Source organism: Bacteroidales bacterium (assembly GCA_016707785.1).
Taxonomy (GTDB): domain Bacteria; phylum Bacteroidota; class Bacteroidia; order Bacteroidales; family UBA4417; genus UBA4417.
The window spans coordinates 220,312-238,019 of record JADJGZ010000002.1 but is presented as its reverse complement, the minus strand read 5'-3'; the positions used below and the strand labels follow the sequence as shown (position 1 = coordinate 238,019).

12 protein-coding genes and 2 tRNA genes are annotated in these 17,708 nt (G+C 40.9%); 7 read left to right on the top strand and 7 right to left on the bottom strand.

What is annotated here, in order from left to right; genetic code table 11:
- Positions 1 to 59: 59 nt before the first annotated feature.
- From mnmG to IPH84_02690, 3 genes are read right to left on the bottom strand one after another with little or no spacing between them, the layout of a single operon-like run.
- A complete protein-coding gene (gene mnmG, locus IPH84_02700) occupies positions 60 to 1,931 on the bottom strand; it encodes a tRNA uridine-5-carboxymethylaminomethyl(34) synthesis enzyme MnmG (GenBank protein ID MBK7172149.1) in 1,872 nt (623 codons plus the stop codon).
- Positions 1,932 to 1,984: 53 nt separating this feature from the next.
- Complete coding sequence (gene ybeY / locus IPH84_02695) at positions 1,985 to 2,413, bottom strand: rRNA maturation RNase YbeY (GenBank protein MBK7172148.1); 429 nt, start codon at positions 2,411 to 2,413, stop codon at positions 1,985 to 1,987.
- A gap of 6 nt (positions 2,414 to 2,419) precedes the next feature.
- Positions 2,420 to 5,749: a hypothetical protein gene (locus tag IPH84_02690; protein MBK7172147.1), complete on the bottom strand. Its 3,330-nt coding sequence runs from the start codon at positions 5,747 to 5,749 to the stop codon at positions 2,420 to 2,422.
- A 191-nt stretch (positions 5,750 to 5,940) separates the two neighbouring features.
- Between IPH84_02690 and IPH84_02685 the strand changes: the two genes are divergently transcribed.
- Positions 5,941 to 7,464 (top strand): glutamate--tRNA ligase, encoded by a 1,524-nt coding sequence (locus IPH84_02685; GenBank protein MBK7172146.1) that lies wholly within the window; start codon positions 5,941 to 5,943, stop codon positions 7,462 to 7,464.
- A gap of 126 nt (positions 7,465 to 7,590) precedes the next feature.
- Positions 7,591 to 8,016 carry a cytochrome c gene (locus IPH84_02680; GenBank protein MBK7172145.1) on the top strand — a complete coding sequence of 142 codons (426 nt, stop codon included), beginning with the start codon at positions 7,591 to 7,593 and terminating at the stop codon, positions 8,014 to 8,016.
- Between the two features lie 184 nt (positions 8,017 to 8,200).
- Here IPH84_02680 and IPH84_02675 read toward each other — a convergent pair whose 3' ends face one another.
- The 3 genes from IPH84_02675 to IPH84_02665 all read right to left on the bottom strand — a co-directional run bounded on the left by IPH84_02675 (position 8,201) and on the right by IPH84_02665 (position 11,487).
- Positions 8,201 to 9,331, bottom strand: a complete 1,131-nt coding sequence (locus IPH84_02675) for a Fic family protein (protein ID MBK7172144.1) — start codon at positions 9,329 to 9,331, stop codon at positions 8,201 to 8,203.
- A gap of 319 nt (positions 9,332 to 9,650) precedes the next feature.
- Positions 9,651 to 9,723: transfer RNA gene (locus IPH84_02670), tRNA-Gln, on the bottom strand.
- A gap of 48 nt (positions 9,724 to 9,771) precedes the next feature.
- Positions 9,772 to 11,487: a glutamine--tRNA ligase/YqeY domain fusion protein gene (locus IPH84_02665; GenBank protein MBK7172143.1), complete on the bottom strand. Its 1,716-nt coding sequence runs from the start codon at positions 11,485 to 11,487 to the stop codon at positions 9,772 to 9,774.
- A gap of 195 nt (positions 11,488 to 11,682) precedes the next feature.
- On the opposite strand from IPH84_02665, the gene folB reads away from it, so the two are divergent.
- The 5 genes from folB (at position 11,683) to xdhB (ending at position 16,374) form a co-directional block, all read left to right on the top strand.
- Positions 11,683 to 12,039 carry a dihydroneopterin aldolase gene (gene folB / locus IPH84_02660; GenBank protein ID MBK7172142.1) on the top strand — a complete coding sequence of 119 codons (357 nt, stop codon included), beginning with the start codon at positions 11,683 to 11,685 and terminating at the stop codon, positions 12,037 to 12,039.
- A gap of 81 nt (positions 12,040 to 12,120) precedes the next feature.
- Positions 12,121 to 12,309 (top strand): cysteine-rich CWC family protein, encoded by a 189-nt coding sequence (locus IPH84_02655; protein ID MBK7172141.1) that lies wholly within the window; start codon positions 12,121 to 12,123, stop codon positions 12,307 to 12,309.
- A 49-nt stretch (positions 12,310 to 12,358) separates the two neighbouring features.
- Positions 12,359 to 12,429 (top strand) — tRNA-Cys (locus tag IPH84_02650).
- A gap of 167 nt (positions 12,430 to 12,596) precedes the next feature.
- The gene (xdhA, locus tag IPH84_02645) at positions 12,597 to 14,057 is read left to right on the top strand and encodes a xanthine dehydrogenase small subunit (GenBank protein ID MBK7172140.1); all 1,461 of its coding nucleotides are present in this window, start codon (positions 12,597 to 12,599) and stop codon (positions 14,055 to 14,057) included.
- On the top strand, positions 14,050 to 16,374 hold the full coding sequence (gene xdhB / locus IPH84_02640; GenBank protein ID MBK7172139.1) for a xanthine dehydrogenase molybdopterin binding subunit: 2,325 nt from the start codon (positions 14,050 to 14,052) through the stop codon (positions 16,372 to 16,374). The genes xdhA and xdhB overlap by 8 nt, the downstream gene beginning before the upstream one ends.
- A 54-nt stretch (positions 16,375 to 16,428) precedes the next feature.
- On the opposite strand, the gene IPH84_02635 is transcribed toward xdhB, so the two are convergent.
- Entirely contained in the window at positions 16,429 to 17,673 is a 1,245-nt protein-coding gene (locus IPH84_02635; GenBank protein MBK7172138.1) for a 3-ketoacyl-CoA thiolase, read from the bottom strand.
- Between the last annotated feature and the right edge of the window lie 35 nt (positions 17,674 to 17,708).

Genomic DNA, 17,708 nt, shown 5'->3' with positions numbered 1-17,708 from the left:
ATGTTTCGGAGCCAAAAAGAAACTTTGCATTTCATAATGTTCCACGTGAAACGAAAATTTTATCGACCCAAAAAAACTAAAAGAACGGCTACATCTGAAGGAGAAACTCCACTAATCCTGGAAGCTTGACCAATTGTTTCTGGTCGATTTCTACTTAATTTCTCACGAGCTTCAAATGATAATGAAGTAATCGCTTTGTAATCAAAATCACTTTTCAAGCTGATATCTTCGAATTTCGAAAGCTTCTCTGCCATCTCCTGCTCTTTTGAAATGTAGCTCTCATATTTTAACAGGATTTCAGTTTCTTCAATGATTTCCGGGTCGTCAAAATGATGCAGTTTCATAAATGTTTTTAAGCTCTCTACATGTTCCATCAGATGATTTAGTGTAATCTGAGGTCTAAGTAAGAGGGCATTTAATCTACTTCTTTGACGAATGGGAGCGGTTTCAACTTTTTCCAATAAGTGATTGATATCCTCTGGCTGAACATTTTGCTCTATCAGGAAAGAGGTAAGCTTCGCAATTGCCGCTTTTTTATGATTAACTCTAGACAACTGTTCCTCCGAAGCCAGGCCAATCTGATAGCTCTTTTCTGTTAATCGTAAATCAGCATTATCCTGTCGTAATAGGATACGGTATTCGGCCCGTGACGTGAACATCCGGTAAGGCTCATCAACACCTTTATTTATCAGGTCATCAATTAATACACCTATATATGCATCTGAACGTTTCAAAATAAAAGGATCCCTTTTTCTAACATTCAAACTTGCATTTATTCCAGCCATTAATCCCTGTGCCGCAGCCTCCTCATATCCGGTTGTTCCATTGATTTGGCCTGCGAAAAAGAGGTTCTTTACTAACCTGGTCTCCAGGGTATAGTTTAGTTGAACCGGTGGGAAATAATCATATTCAATAGCATATCCGGGTCGAAAGATTTTTGCTTTTTCAAGACCTTCAATCTTATGCAATGCTTTCACTTGAATATCTTCCGGCAAAGAAGAGGAGAATCCGTTCAGATAGTATTCTACAGTATTCCAGCCTTCAGGTTCAACAAAAAGCTGATGCCTGGTTTTATCTGCAAAACGGTTTATTTTATCTTCAATAGAAGGACAATACCTCGGTCCAACCCCTTCAATTCTGCCTGAAAACATGGGTGACATCTCAAAACCTGTTTTGAGTACTTCATGCACTTCCGGACTCGTATAGGTAATAAAACAACTTCTTTGTTCAGTCAGCGGAGTGGTATTAGAATATGAAAACTTTCCTGGAATTTCATCCCCTTTCTGCTCCTGCATCCTGGAAAAATCTATAGATCTACCATCTATTCTGACAGGCGTTCCTGTTTTCATTCTTCTGGATTCAAAACCAAGTGAAACCAGGTTTTCAGTTAATCCTTGAGCAGAACGCTCCCCTATCCTACCTCCACCGAAAGATTTTAATCCAATATGAATAATTCCATTCAGAAATGTTCCATTGGTCAATACCACAGCTTTTGCTGAAATATGTTGCCCCATTGAGGTATAAACACCCTTAATGGAGCCTTCTTTCACCTCCACTGCTGTTACAGTATCTTGCCAAAAATCTATATTTTCCAGGTCCTCAAGTTGCATTCTCCACGCTTCAGCAAACCGCATTCTGTCACTTTGAGCCCTTGGACTCCACATCGCCGGACCTTTTGAACGATTCAGCATTCGAAACTGAATCATGGTCTTATCAGTAATAATTCCTGAGAAACCACCTAATGCATCAATTTCCCGCACTATTTGCCCTTTGGCAATTCCTCCCATAGCAGGATTGCATGACATCTGGGCAATAGTACCCATATTCATCGTAATCAGCAATACCGAAGAACCCAGTTTTGAAGCAGCCGCTGCAGCTTCACAACCGGCATGCCCCGCCCCTACTACTATAACATCATATTCTTTAAACAAAATCCAATCGTTTCACGTGGAACAAATTCTTTAATCTGTTGTATGATAGGCTCTTAGACAGATATTTGCTGTGAAATAACACTCAAACATTCGTCTTCCCTATTCCTCATTTCTTCTTTATCTGCTTTCGATTTATCTTTAAATCCAAGTAAATGTAAAACCCCGTGAGCCATCACCCTGTAGAGTTCTGCATCAAAGGAACCTGAGTATTTTAAAGCATTTTCCTTCACCCTTTCAATACTGATAAAGATATCTCCCGAGATTTTATTATTTTCATTGTAATTGAAAGTAATGATATCCGTTAATGAAAGATGGTTAAGATACTTTTTATTCATTTCAGCCAGAAATGCATCCGAGCAAAAAACGTAGCTGATTTCACCTACCGATTTCCCTTGTCCTTTAATGATATCCCGAATCCAGGCTTTTAAAATAGTCTTGGATTTAAGTTCAATTTTTACTTCCTGACTGGCAAAATGAATCATGGTTTCCTATTCAAATGATAAAAAGTATGTGTTGACTTTCCCTTTATAGAAAGGTTTAAGTGTTGGAGGCACTGTTCGAATCATTTCATTTTCCTTCTCTTTTATCTTCTTATATTCAAAGAATTTAGAAGGATTGTTATAGAAAATATCTTTTGCCTCATTCGATTCTCTCTTCTCTTCCAATTCTCTTTGTTGCATCGCTTTTTCAGATTCAAGCATCCTGGTAAGGATTTCCTGTTGACGAAGTAAGGTCTCTTGTGTAATCCTTTTATTTACAAGGTCGGTTTCAGTTTGCTCCATTCTTTGCATCATTTCCTTGAGCAATTTATCTGTGCCGCTTCCCTCCATTTGAATTTCATCGCCAAATTCCTGCATTTGTTTTCTCAATGCTTCCTGCTGGGCAGCCATCCTTGCCAACTGTTCACTTAATTGCTTTTGTCCTTTCTGCCCACCAGGTTTGTTCATACCTTCCTTCATCTGTTGCAATTGTTTATTAAGGCGATCCTGCATCTGACGCATAGATTTCATCTTATCACCAGCCCCACCGGGTTTATTGCATGAACCATTAGAAGAACCTTTTCCCTTATTTTGATTCTTTTGCATCTGTTTTAGAGACTCTGAAAGCATAAGGGCCAGATTATTAACCGATGTCATGATGTATTGCTGTTGACCCTTCGCAACAGGTACCGATCTGTCATTCAGCGATTTAGTGGCATCTCCGACATTTTTATTAATGCTTGCAATTTCCCTCATAATAAAGGGTTCAATCATTGGTTGACGTTTACTGATTGCAAACAAACTGTCCTCCACCATCTTGAGGTCATCTTTGAGGTTATTCTGATCTTCTATAATCTTAAGGAATTTAGGATTATTAGTCCCAATTTCTCCCAATTTATCCATCAAATCCTCTTGCTTGAAGGAAATCTTCACCAGGTTATCCAGTATCTCTCTCAGCGCTGCTTCATCTTCAGCATCTGCTTCCTCTTCCATCTGTTCCTGCATCTTCTCAAGTTTAGCACCTAACTTCTCCATGGATTCAGATGCTTTTTTCTGTGACTGAGAAGCCGCTTTATTCTTGTTTTGTTTCAGATTTTCCTTGCTATTATTCATTTCCTGCTGAATGGATTCTTCCTCAGGTTTTGTCTTCTCCAAATCATTAGGCTTTTCTAAGGCCTCATTCTTTTTTTGCAGATCATCCAAATCTTCTTTCAGCTTATTGAATTCTTCATTTAGCTTTTCTTGCTGATCCAATAATTTTTGAGATTCTTCTTTCTCTGCTTCACGGGTCTCCTTTTCAAGCTTATTTTGTTCTTCTGTAATCTTCGAGAGCTTATCAATCGTTTCCTGGAGTTTCTTTTCAAATTCAAGCTGCTTAAATAATTCCAGGCTACGATCCAGCTGTTTTTCAAGGTCCTTGTTATCCAATTTCATTTTTTCCAGCATCTGCGATACCTTGTCTTTATCCACCTTCTCCATTAACTTCTGCATCTCCTCCATCATCTTTTTCATCTCTTCAGGAAGGATTTCCTGGAATAGTTTTTCCAGTTGTTTTTGCTTTTCAACCAATTCAGGTGATATCTCCTTATACTGCTGTTCCTGGCGGCTTTTCTCCGTATTTTCCTTTTGAATTTCCTCTACCTGTTGCTTCAAAGCTGCATGTTTATCCAACAGTTGTTTTAATTGCTGCTTCTCCTGCCAGCCAATCTCCTTCTTATCGACCATCTTCCTTGCCATGTCATCAATCTGCTTCTGAAGGACCTGAGATTGCTGCATAACCTGCTCCATCTTATCCTTTATATCCTCATTCTTTTTCTCTGTTTCCTTCTCTATCTCTTCCAGTGTGGGTACTTTAAAAACCCTCATTTGCGAGCGCGTAGACTTATTTCCATGAATGCCATCATTGTCCCAAACCTCAAAGAAATATTCAATTTCATCGCCCGGACTAACATACAATGTAGAGATATCAAGAAAATAGTAGAATTGTTGCTGGTTGATTGACCGATCCACTGTGATCTCCTTCTCTTTCGCCTCACCGGCTGTTTCCTGTCCGGCTCTCTTTATCGAAGAATGGAATATCAATCTCTGAATCCCATAATCGTCTTTCAGCACACCTTTGAAGTACAACCTGCTATCATAAATCGAATCTTTGAACTCATCAACATCAATAGAAGGATAGAGATCAGGTATAACATTTATGGAATAGGCAAGTGAATCCCTGGAAATGAAAAATTCATTTGAGGAAAGTATCGAGTAATCGGATGCACTTAGTACTTGTTTTGTGAATTGGAAAGTATTGCTGTTTCCCCCTTCCAAATTAAAAGTCTTATCACCAAAGCGGACCTTTATTTTCCTGGTATCACGGGTATAAAACTTCCAGGTTATAGTCGAACCTTCAGGAATGGTAAGATCTCCGTTATTATTAAAGTCTTCGGATTTTCTATTCAGATAAGAAGGATATTGAGCCTTTATATCAAAAGAAAGAATCATTGGTTTTGGAAGAATGCTTATCTCATACTCCTTCGAATTGTATAAATCAGCTGTAATAACGAATGCCGTATTTTGCTGAAGGTTTTTGAAAGTATAGTTGAATGAGATAGGATTTTCTTTATCCATCTTATATTTCGCTCCGCCTGTTTCGATGTAAAGCTGGTCTGGCACCTCGTCACCAGTTACCTTAAGCCTGAGAAGAAAATCATCCTGTTGAATGGCCTGAAGCTTTGGATTTAATATTGTTATGATGAATTTGGATGGTTTTTCAAATATTCTGCCATGTTGAATAATTCTTTGAGAAGGGCCCGTTATCAAAGAAGGGGAAATTAGTAAAGCAGCTAATATAAAAACCAATGGTGGCAAAGCATATCTTAGGTATTTCCTGTTCTCGGCAAGGTTTACTGCTTCACTAAAGGGTACCGGGTTAAGTTGAGCAATTTTCTGGTCAATACTTGCTTCTATGAGCTCTTTACTGGCCCCAAACTCATTCACTGAATCCTTTAACTGAAGGGTATTAATTAACCGATCCCTGACTTCACCAAAATGCACACCAATAATTCGGGCCGCTTCTTCATGGGAAATAATTTTCCCGATACGAACCCATTTCGAGTAAGGCCAAAGAATATATCTTGAAACAATCAGAAGGCAAATCCCAATAAACAAATAAAAGAAGACAGATCGGGTTATTGTATTATACCAGGAAAAATACTCCAGCAAAACCAGGATTATGTAAAAAAATCCCAATGATGCTACTGAATACAAAACACCTTTAAGAAGCTGGTTCTTGTAGTATTTTCGGATAAATTCATCAATTTTCCGAATCAGTAAGTTATAGTTGTCTTCCATGGTAATCAAATCCTTAAGGAAAAGCCGTAGTGAAGTTCAGTCTATTAAAAAACGAAAGAGGCTGCTCCATAGTATTTAACCTGCAAAGGTAACAATTACACCGGATTGTTTGTTTACAGGCTTAGGCCTTACCCCTCCTCTTCCTGCTGAACGGGTTTTTGTATCTTTGCCCCAATAAAATACGTTTAGAAATGAAAGATGTCAGGGTACGTTTTGCCCCCAGTCCAACGGGTCCCCTTCATATAGGAGGCGTTCGCACAGCACTATATAATTATCTCTTTGCACGAAAATCGGGGGGTAAATTTATTTTACGAATTGAAGATACTGACCAGGGTCGTTTTGTACCAGGCGCTGAGCAATATATTGTGGAATCACTGAGCTGGTGCGGAATTCAATTTGATGAAGGTGTACATATTGGTGGGCCTCATACCCCCTACCGTCAAAGTGAAAGAAAGGATTTATACCGGAAATATGCTGATCAGCTTATTGAATCCGGTCGTGCCTATTATGCCTTTGATACACCAGAACAACTGGATGCATTAAGAAAGGAATATGAGACGAGAAAAGAAACTTTCCAATACGGGCCATCAACACGAACAGGACTATATAACTCACTGTCAATGCCTGATACGCAGGTTCAGGAATTACTAGATTCAGGAACACATTATGTGATAAGGATCCGCATTCCTGAAAATGAGACAATCCAGGTAAATGATCTTATCAGGGGATTGGTTTCTGTTGAATCCTCTTTATTAGACGATAAAGTACTTTTCAAATCTGATGGCATGCCTACCTATCACCTGGCGAATGTGGTAGACGATTATCTGATGAAGATAAGCCATGTAATCCGAGGTGAGGAGTGGTTACCATCAGCACCGTTGCATGTTCTTCTTTATCGGTACCTTGGATGGGAGAATCAAATGCCTGAATTTGCCCATTTACCCTTGTTACTGAAACCTGATGGGAATGGAAAGCTAAGTAAGCGGGATGGTGATCGACTGGGATTCCCGGTATTTCCACTACGCTGGACTGATCCTTTTAGCAAGGAAGTGTCATCAGGATACAGGGAATCAGGGTATTTACCTGAAGCCTTTATGAATATGCTGGCCCTATTGGGATGGCACCTTGATTCAGACAAGGAAATATTTTCCATGGATGAGTTAATTGAATCATTTTCTATTGATCGTTGCAGTAAATCAGGGGCAAAATTTGATCCTGAAAAGGCAAAATGGTTTAATCATCATTATTTATCCTCGCTGGCACCTGAAAAGCTGGCATCCTATCTAAAACCTATTTTGGATGAAAAAGGAATTAAATCTGAAGATGCATATATTGTTAAAGTCTGTCAGATGATTCACGACCGGGCTAGCCTGATTCCTGATCTCTATGACCAATCCTGGTTCTTTTTCAATGATCCTGAAAGCTATGATGAGAAAGTAGCATTAAAAATCTGGAAACCTGATACGAAAGCCATACTTACTGATTTTATTGAGCTAATTAATGATATCGAGCCCTTTACAGCAGAAAACATTGAATCTTCCTCTAAATTATTCGTACAAGAAAAGGGAATCGGCATGGGACAGCTTATGAGTCCTTTCAGACTATGTGTGGTGGGTACAAGTGCCGGTCCGGGAATGTTCGAAATGGCTGAATTAATAGGCAAAAAAAGGATTATACAAAGAATCAGGCAAGGAATCAATCTTATTAACATTTGATTTACAGGGAAGTAAAAAAATGTAACTAAAAATTGTTCTACTTAACACATCTAACCTATCTATTTATTTATATATTTGTATATTCTTTACAATTAACCTTTTTAATGAATTAAAAAATTTACAACAATGAAAAGAGTTGGAATTATCTTGAAACTGCTCGTTCTCACTGCGATTGTGATGCTTTTTGTGAAAGTCAATCCAGTATCTGCTCAATCAAAGCCAAAACCATGGCCTGTGCCAGCTGCTGATAAAGCTAAAAAGCCTTCAGTAAAGCTTACTGATGCCACTGTGATTGCAACCGGTAAAGAGCTTTGGATGAAACATTGCAAATCATGTCATGGTTCAAAAGGCTTAGGTGATGGAGCAAAAGCTGCAACCCTTAAGACCCTTGCCGGTGATTTTTCGACAGCTGATTTCCAAAAGTCAACTGATGGTGAACTTTATTACCGTGTAGCCGTTGGACGAGATGAGATGCCAGCATACAATAAGAAAGTACCAGATGCTGATGATATGTGGTCATTGGTTGCCTTTATGAGGACTATGAAAAAATAATACATAATCAATTACTGATACCTTGCGCCCCGAAAACCAGCTTTTCGGGGCGTATTTTTTGCCATCACTGGTATTAACACCTGCCAGGTCTAAACAAACCAAGGCCCTTGCCAATAGAAATAATAAAGCCCGGTAAAAACCGGGCTTACTCAAGTTGTCCGACCAGGGCTTCCTTATGAGTTGTTTATTCAGGGTTGAAAACCTTGAAGTATTCATCGAAAATATAGATTCGGTTACGCCCGTTTCCTGTTATTTCATGCAGAATATTTTGATTCTCAAAGTCCTCAATCAGTTTATAGCTAGAAACCAGGGATAAGCCGGTTAATTCAGCTACCTGTGATGGCCGGATTACGGGGTCAATGAATAACCGCTGTAATAAGAGCTGGGCTTTTGCCATCTTTTTACCAAGTTTGGGTATTCGTATTGTTTCACACTCCTGTTTCAGAGCGATAATATTCTTCAATCCCTCAATCGCTTTTTGCGAAGTCTCAATAATCCCGACTGTAAAAAATTTTAACCAGGATCTAAAATCGTTTCGGGTACGCACTGCCATGAGGTTATCATAATATAAACTTCGATGCCGTTCGAAGAAGTCGGAAAGATACAACACAGGTTTTGTCATTATCCCAGCATTCATAAAATACAGCGTGATCATCAACCTCCCGATTCGTCCATTACCATCTAAAAACGGGTGGATGGTTTCAAACTGGTAGTGCGCTAATGCAATCTTTATGACATGGGGTAAGCCGGTATTTTCACTATGAATGAATTTCTCCAGGTCCCCCATTAGGGGTTCCACTTCCTGCCATACCGGAGGAATAAATGCAGCATCCTTAAGCGTGGCACCACCTATCCAATTCTGACTTGTGCGGAAGAGGCCCGGTAATTTGTGTTTTCCCCGAACCTTCTGAAGCAAGGTCTTATGAGCATTCTTCAATAGCCGGGAAGAAAGGGGTAGCGTTTCCATATTGGTAATTGCCTCGTTCATCGCCTGGATATAGTTATTCACCTCTCGCCAGTCGTTTCTCTTTTCAGGATGGATTTCTTCCTCATTCAGCAAAGCCTCTTCCCTATTGGTCTGTGTGCCTTCGATGCGGCTCGAGACCGTTGCTTCCTTTATAACATGAAGTCGTATGAAATGATCTGCATCCGGCACCAATTCCGAATAAGCCTTGAGTTCCCCTAATTTAAGATTGGCTAATTCTATCAACTGTGTTAATTCTGGTTCATCAAAATGGTAGTTCCTGTTGATAAACTCGGGCATAAAAGCTTTGTATCCAATACTTTGTATATACCTTCCGGGATTAAAGTCCATATCCATATAATTTTCAGTAAAGTTAAATAAAAAAAACGTTATTTAACTTTGAGGCTGCTAAACTTAAATAAAGAAGATCGCTATTTAACTTTCCTATGTTGCCAATACTTTACTAATAATCATTTCTTTTTTGATAAATATCTAATTCCTGCATTGACGAGAGGTACACTTCTCGCCCTGATTCTAAAATGAAAAGAGACGTGCAAAAGCACGTCTCTACAAGTTGTCCGACCAGGGCTTCCCGAAAAAATCGGGATAGACTTCTCGCCCTAGTCATTCGAAAATAATAAAGCCCGGTGAAAAACCGGGCTTATTCAAGTTGTCCGACTAGGGCTCGAACCTAGACTCTTCTGATCCAGAATCAGACGTGTTGCCAGTTACACCATCAGACAATGCGCGGCAAAATTAAGAAGGATTTTTAAGATATTTGCTACTCCGGCTTAATTATTTTCGTTCTTTTCGATTTTAGCCCAGGAATCCTTCAAGGCTACAGTCCGGTTGAAAACCAGTTTCCCTGGAACTGAATCAGAATCGACACAGAAATAACCGACCCTTTCGAACTGGAATCTATCTAAAGGCTTTGCTGTTGCAAGGCTTGGTTCAACATACCCGGTTATCTTTACTAATGAAGCAGGGTTGAGATTTGATTTGAAATCCACACCTTCGGGAACGTCATCGGGGTTCTCAACTGTAAACAGGCGGTCGTAAAGCCTTATTTCTGCTTCAATGGCCTTATCAGCTGATACCCAGTGTATGGTTCCTTTTACCTTTCTGCCATCAGGAGAATTCCCACCCCTGGTAGCAGGGTCATAGGTACAATGAAGCTCGGTTATTTCCCCATTTTCATCTTTAATAACATCGGTACAGGTAATGAAATAGCCATACCTAAGCCTGACCTCAGAACCAGGAGAAAGGCGGAAATACTTCTTAGAAGGGTTCTCCATAAAGTCATCCTTTTCAATATAAAGGTTTTTTGAAAAGGGTACCTTACGACTTCCGGCCGAAGGATCTTCCGGGTTATTGACACCATCCAGTTCTTCAACCTGGTCTTCCGGGTAGTTTGTGATTACAACTTTTAGCGGATTGAGAACTGACATCACTCTCAGGCTATGTTTATTCAGATCTTCACGAACACAGAACTCAAGGAAGGAGACATCAATTACCTGGTCTCGTTTGGCAACACCTATGATGTCAGCAAAATTCCGAAGTGACTCAGGAGTATATCCCCTGCGCCGTAAACCACAGATAGTAGGCATACGGGGGTCATCCCAGCCAAGAACAAATCCATCGTTCACCAATTGCAGCAGCTTCCGTTTGCTCATCACGGTATAGGTAAGATTCAGACGGGCAAATTCAATCTGCTGAGGCCGATAGCTACCTTCTGCTATTTGTTCCAGGTACCATTCATATAGCGGTCTGTGAATTTCAAATTCAAGAGTGCAGATGGAATGAGTAATGCCTTCAAGGTAGTCACTTTGTCCATGAGCATAATCATACATTGGATAAATGCACCACTTATTGCCTGTTCTGTGATGATCGGTATGTATAATCCTGTACATGATAGGATCGCGCATGAGCATATTGGGGTGAGCCATATCCAGTTTGGCTCTCAACACTTTGGAACCATCAGGAAATTCACCATTTTTCATCCTTATAAAAAGATCCAGGTTTTCCTCAACACCTCGGTTTCTGAAGGGGCTTTCTTTACCCGCCTTAGTCACTGTTCCCCTGTATTCACTGATTTCTTCTGCAGAAAGGTCGTCAACATAGGCATGTCCTTCACGAATCATCTTCAGTGCCCATTCATACAATTGATCAAAATAATCTGAAGCATAAAACAAACGGTCATCCCAGTCAAATCCCAGCCAACGGACATCTTCCATAATGCTGTCGACATATTCGGTATCTTCCTTAGTGGGGTTTGTATCATCAAATCTCAGGTTTGCCATTCCTTTATACCTGGAGGCGGTCCCGAAATTCAAACAGATCGATTTAGCGTGACCTATATGCAGATATCCGTTGGGTTCCGGTGGAAAACGGGTATGAACACGGCCATTATTTTTATTATTGCGTATATCTTCATCAATGATCTGGTGAATAAAGTTCGCCGGAGTTTTCACTTCGCCGGCAGCAGGATTGGTATTTTCTTCGTTCATAACAATTTATAATTGCTGGTAAGTAGTCGTTTACAGAGCTGCAAAAGTACGAGGTTCAACAGAATATCTTTGAAAGCAACTCATTTTTTAATATGCAACAAGGCTCATAACGCAATTTAATGCAATAAGATACTGATCAAAGAACACATTTGCATGGATTAAGAAAGTAATTTTGCAATATAAAAACAGATTGAAATGGGTCTGATACAAATAGAGGGCATGGAATTTTTTGCCTATCATGGGTGCTTCAAAGAAGAACGGGTTATTGGAACCCGGTTTCTCGTGGATATTGCTATTGAAGCAGATACAGAGGAGGCAGAAGTAACGGATGATCTTAAGAAAACCGTGAATTACCAATCGGTATACAAGATTATCAAGGCTGAAATGGCTGAAAAGTCACATTTACTGGAGCATGTGGGAAGAAGGATCATTCATTCAATTCATACCCATCATCCGGAAGCCCGACATATCAAGGTTAAAATCATGAAGCTCAATCCTGCTCTTGCAGAAGGAGGTAAAATAAAGCATGTAAGTGTTACCCTTGAAGGATAACTCCCATGGTTTTCTGCCAGGTTACCGGAACAAAGCATCATTGCAAGTGTTTTATCAATGAGATAGAATAAAAAGACCCATATGCCTAATAATCGATCAGAGGAAGAAAAAAAATGCCCTCGTTGTGGTAAGTTGTTCGTCTGTAGTGCCTCCGCCAGGTGTTGGTGCTACGAATTCGATATTCCCGTAGATCAGCTTGAAATTATTGAAAGAGACTACAACTCATGTGTTTGTCCTGATTGCCTGAAAAGCTTTGCAGAAAGGAGTTGACAATTAAGTTTTGAAATCCGGTAATATTTAATAATTTTGCATCCGATTCGGTATCATGGCCGAGTGGCTAGGCAGCGGTCTGCAAAACCGTGTACAGCGGTTCGACTCCGCTTGATACCTCAGGAAACTTCCCCACAAGGGAAGTTTTTTTTATTTCAGGTACTTTTCCAAAAGCATTCCTCTATTCCTTCTGTTATACCACAGCATCCAGATTTGTTGGATTCACAAAAGAAATAACGGTATAATTCTTAGTTTTACATGAAATTTCGATTTCAATCGATACATGTATGCCAGAAGAAAGCCATCAACTCAAATTCCTGCTGGGAAATCAGCCCATTGCACTGGAACTGGATCATCATCCTGAATATCATCCATCCACCACTGTTCTCAATTACCTGCGGTCTTTACCCGGCTTCAAAGGTGTTAAGGAAGGTTGTGCAGAGGGAGATTGCGGTGCATGCACCGTTGTAGTTGCTTCCCTAAATGAAATGGGACGATTGGAATACAATGCCATTAACTCATGTCTTGTTTTCCTTCCATGGCTACATGGTAAACAGCTGATAACGGTCGAACATCTTGCTAAAGGCAGGGAACTTCATCCTGTTCAGCAGAGCATTGTTGATTTATATGGAAGTCAGTGCGGCTTTTGTACCCCGGGAATTGTAATGTCGTTATTTGCCCTGCATAAAAGCAGCCTCACTCCTACCCGTGAAAATGCAATAAGTTCATTAAGTGGTAATCTTTGCCGGTGCACTGGTTACCAGCCTATCCTTGAAGCTGCTATGCTGGCACTTTCATCAGATGGATACGATCAATTCAGTAATGATGAAACTCTTGTTATTGACTATTTAAAGCCTTTACAGGGACAATCTTTGAAATTTCTTCACGGTCAACAGGAATATTTCCGACCGGTTCAATTAACAGAAGCCCTTGATTTCCATTTGCTTCATCCTGAATTCCTAATTTCTTCAGGGGCTACCGACCTGGCCTTAAAACAAAGCAAGAAGCACGAATTTTTGCCTAAGATCCTTGATATTTCTGCTATCCGGGAATTGAAAACCATTGAGGAAAAGAATGACTGCTGGATAATTGGTTCAGGGGTTAGTTTTCAACAACTTAATCAACCCATGGCAGCTGGAATCCCAATGATTCAGGAGGTGTGTAAGGTATTTGCTTCTCAACAGATCCGGAACCTGGCAACATTGGGTGGAAACATCGGTTCAGCCTCCCCTATTGGCGATAGCCTTCCTGTTTTGATAGCCCTTGAAGCGGATGTGGTGTTAATCAGTAAGGAAAAATCCCGACAGGTTTCTATGGAGCAATTTATTCTTGGTTATCGGAAAACAGATTTGTTACCAGGAGAGCTCATTGGTAAAATTATCATCAGAAAGCCTTCTCCTGATTCTAAATTTCGTTATTTCAAGGTATCGAAACGCCGTGAACTGGATATTTCAACTGTAAGCCTGGCAGCCCATTTGAATATCGACAATCAGGATCAAATCGTTCACGTGATACTGGCTTTCGGGGGAATGGCTGAAAAGCCTGTTAGAGCCCGTATAACAGAAGAATGGTTGTTGGGAAAGGCATGGACACCCGAAAACGCCGAAAAAGCTTCTGAGCTGCTTAAAACTGAATTATTCCCTATATCTGATGCACGTTCAGGGAAAGAAGGAAGAAATCTGATGGCAAGTAATCTGCTTTTAAAGCTTTTCATTGAAACCAAAGAAAATGGAGGGGAAAATGAATAAAGTCGCACCCAAATCCCTTTCACATGAAAGTGCAATTTCCCATGTAACTGGAGCAGCTGTATTTATTGATGATATAGCAGAACCTTCGGGCATGCTTTACGGGCAGGTAGTATTCAGTCCGGTTGCAAAAGGAAGGATCATCGACCTTGATATTTCTAAAGCCATACTTTTACCGGGCGTACATAAGATCATTGTTGCTGCTGACATTCCCGGAATTAACCAGATGGGACCAGTAATCCATGATGAGCCTTGCCTTGCATCAGGCAGCCTGGAATGCATTGGGCAAGCCATTTGCCTGATTGCTGCCGTGTCTCCTGAAATCGCAAGAGAAGCAGCAAAGCGCATTGTTGTCAATATTGAAACAGAAGAACCCATTCTGGATATAAAAACAGCGATTGAAAAGGGATCCTTTTTTGGTCCTGAAAGAAAAATTGCACGGGGAAATGCAGAAACATCATTGGCTGCAAGCACTTTTTTCATCGAAGGCGAGCTGGAAACAGGTGCCCAGGAGCATTGGTATCTTGAAACACATGCCTGTTTATGCATTCCGGGTGAAGACCGGGAAATGGTTGTTTACAGTTCCTCCCAGCATCCTTCTGAAACACAAGCAATCGTTGCAGAGGTTTTGGGTATTGGCCGGAATAAGGTAACAGTAGAAGTGAAGCGCATGGGTGGTGCGTTTGGTGGAAAAGAAACACAGGCCAATCACCTGGCTGCATGGACATCCTTACTGGCAGAAGCTACCAATAAACCTGTTAAAATCAGGTTTACCCGTGATGAAGATCAGCGATATACAGGCAAGAGGCATCCATTCCTGGGAAAGTATAAAGCCGGTTATGATGAGAATGGTCTGATAACGGCATTATCTGTTCAATTATACAGTAATGGCGGGTATGCAACTGATCTCAGCTGGGCAATCCTTGAGAGGGCTTTATTTCATATTGATAATGCGTATTTCATCCCTGATCTATTGGTAACAGGGCAGGTATGTAAAACCAATCAACCGTCAAATACTGCATTTCGTGGTTTTGGCGGTCCCCAGGGAATGGCAATAACAGAGCATGTACTGGATTCGATCGCCAGAAAACTTCATCTTGACCCCGCAATTGTGAGGTACAGGAACTTCTATACTTCAGGATCTTCTGCTTTCACCCATTACGGTAAAGAAGTTGAAAATAACAGGTTGCAAATGATGTATGACAGGATTGTCGTATCCTCTGATTATTTCAACAGGCGCAAGGAAATTGAATCCTTTAACCAGGCACATAAATACAAGAAAAGGGGGATAGCTCTTACCCCGGTTAAGTTTGGAATTTCATTTACAACGAGTTTCCTGAATCAGGCGGGAGCTTTGGTCAATATATACCAGGATGGAACTGTGAATATCAATCATGGTGGGACCGAAATGGGTCAGGGGTTGCATACGAAAATCCGCCAAATCGCTGCTTTTGAACTTGGGATATCACCGGAATTTATCCGCATTGAAGCAACAAATACCGGCAAAGTCCCAAATACTTCAGCAACGGCAGCATCATCTGGCAGCGATCTGAATGGAATGGCCGTAAAGCTTGCTTTAGATGAACTTAAGACACGTTTATCACAGCTTGCATCCACCATTTTCTCTGAACAATCCGGGCAGAAAATATCAGTCGATGAATTAAGATATGCCGGGAACAGGGTCACTGTGGAAAGCAATGTTGAACTATCCATCTCCTTCAATGATTTGATCAGTAAAGCCTATTTTTCCCAAATAAGCCTCAGCGCAACCGGCTATTACAAAACACCTGGTATATATTGGGACAAGGATAAAGGAAAGGGAAATCCATTCTATTATTTTGCTTTTGGTATGGCTGTTTCTGAAGTGGAATTGGACATCCTGACCGGTTATGTTCGTTTTCTGCGGACCGATATACTCAATGATGTGGGAAGTACATTGAATGCAGAGATTGACCTCGGACAGGTAAGAGGTGGGTTTATACAAGGGTTGGGATGGATAACGACAGAAGACATCAAATATGATGCAAAGGGGAATTTGTTGAATGCCTCTCCTGACACTTATAAGATCCCTGTAGTTGACGATATTCCCCTAATCTTCAATACAGAGTTGCTGGAATCCATTCCGAACCCGGGAACTATTCATGGTAGCAAGGCAGTGGGTGAACCCCCGTTTATGTTAGCACTTTCTGTTTGGATGGCTATCAGGGATGCTGTTTCAGCAACTTGTAACCACCAAAAGGAAATCATGTTAGGGATTCCATCTACCCATGAAAAAATCCTTCTTTGTATTGAAGAACTGAAAAGTAAACCACCCTTGTAAAAGCCTTGAAGGAATTCTACAAGATTTAGAGAAACTATTATTTCAGGATGTTTCTTATTCGGCTTTTTTATAGACAATAGCAACAACTGTTTTATCGTCACCTCCCATGTTGATGGTCATACCATAGGGCCGGTCGGGGTGAATTGTAACCTGGTTGGCTCCGGCTTTTCCCGTAAGTTGTTCCCAGATGGTAACAGCCATATGTACTCCTGTTGCACCCGTTGGATGACCCCAGCCAATGAGTCCCCCGGTGGTATTTACGGGTATTTTGCCTGTCCTTGAGGTGTGACCAAGGGAAACAAATTCCGCTCCTTTACCATGTTCGGCAAAACCCAGTGCTTCTATACCAAGAATTCCGGCAATGGTAAAACAGTCGTGTAGTTCAACAGTAGCAAGCTGATCTTTGGTAATACCGGCTGATTCAAAAGCCTGGCGGATGGCTTCACGAATGGTTGTGAGAATGGTTGGATCCTGGGGATCCTGGGTAATATCTTCCACAGCATGTCCAATACCCATCACTTCAATTGCATCTTCCTTCCTGATCCCACATTTTCTCAATCCTTCTTCTGAAAGAATAGCAATAGCCGAAGCTCCATCACTCACTTTAGAGCAATCGAAATAGTTCAAATGCTCTGTAAAGGCTTTGGGGTTAGGTTCTGTTAATCCGGCTTTATCAAGGTCCTGGGTAGTGTTATGAAATTCCTGGGCCGTTGGGCACAGACGTGCATTTTCAATGGCATTCCTGTACCAGCGGGCTAATCCTTTCCTGGCATATTCCCTTCCGAATTTTTCATAGTAGGCCCCTGCCCTATCGCTGAATTGTCCGGGGAAGAAATAGGCGTGTCCGTTTTTACGTTTCCGGAACCAGCCAGCACCGGCCAGGATATCGGCTCCATAAATAGCTTTAACTGTATTTTGAACTTCTACTCCAAGGCAAAGCACAGTATCAGCCGTTTCCGCCAGTACTGATTTGATCCCGGAAATAAGGGCCAATCCTCCTGATGCACAAGCACCTTCTACGCTTAGTGAGGGTTTAAACTGCAACCCTTTATCGATCATAGGAAGGAAGGCCCCCAGGTGGGCTTGTTTATTGAATCGTGCCGACATAAAATTCCCCACAACTCCTTCATCTATGTTTGAAGCACCTCCAACCATAGTTAAGGTTGCTTGTCCGGCTTCCTTGATATAATGTTCAAGACCGGGACGTTCAACCCTTGGATTGAACTCTTTTCGGCCGGTACCCAGGGAAATTGTGTTATAACCTGCGGCCAGATATATTTTTCGACGAAGCTTAGTCATGATGGATTCTATTTTTCAAAAGAAAAGCAATAGTT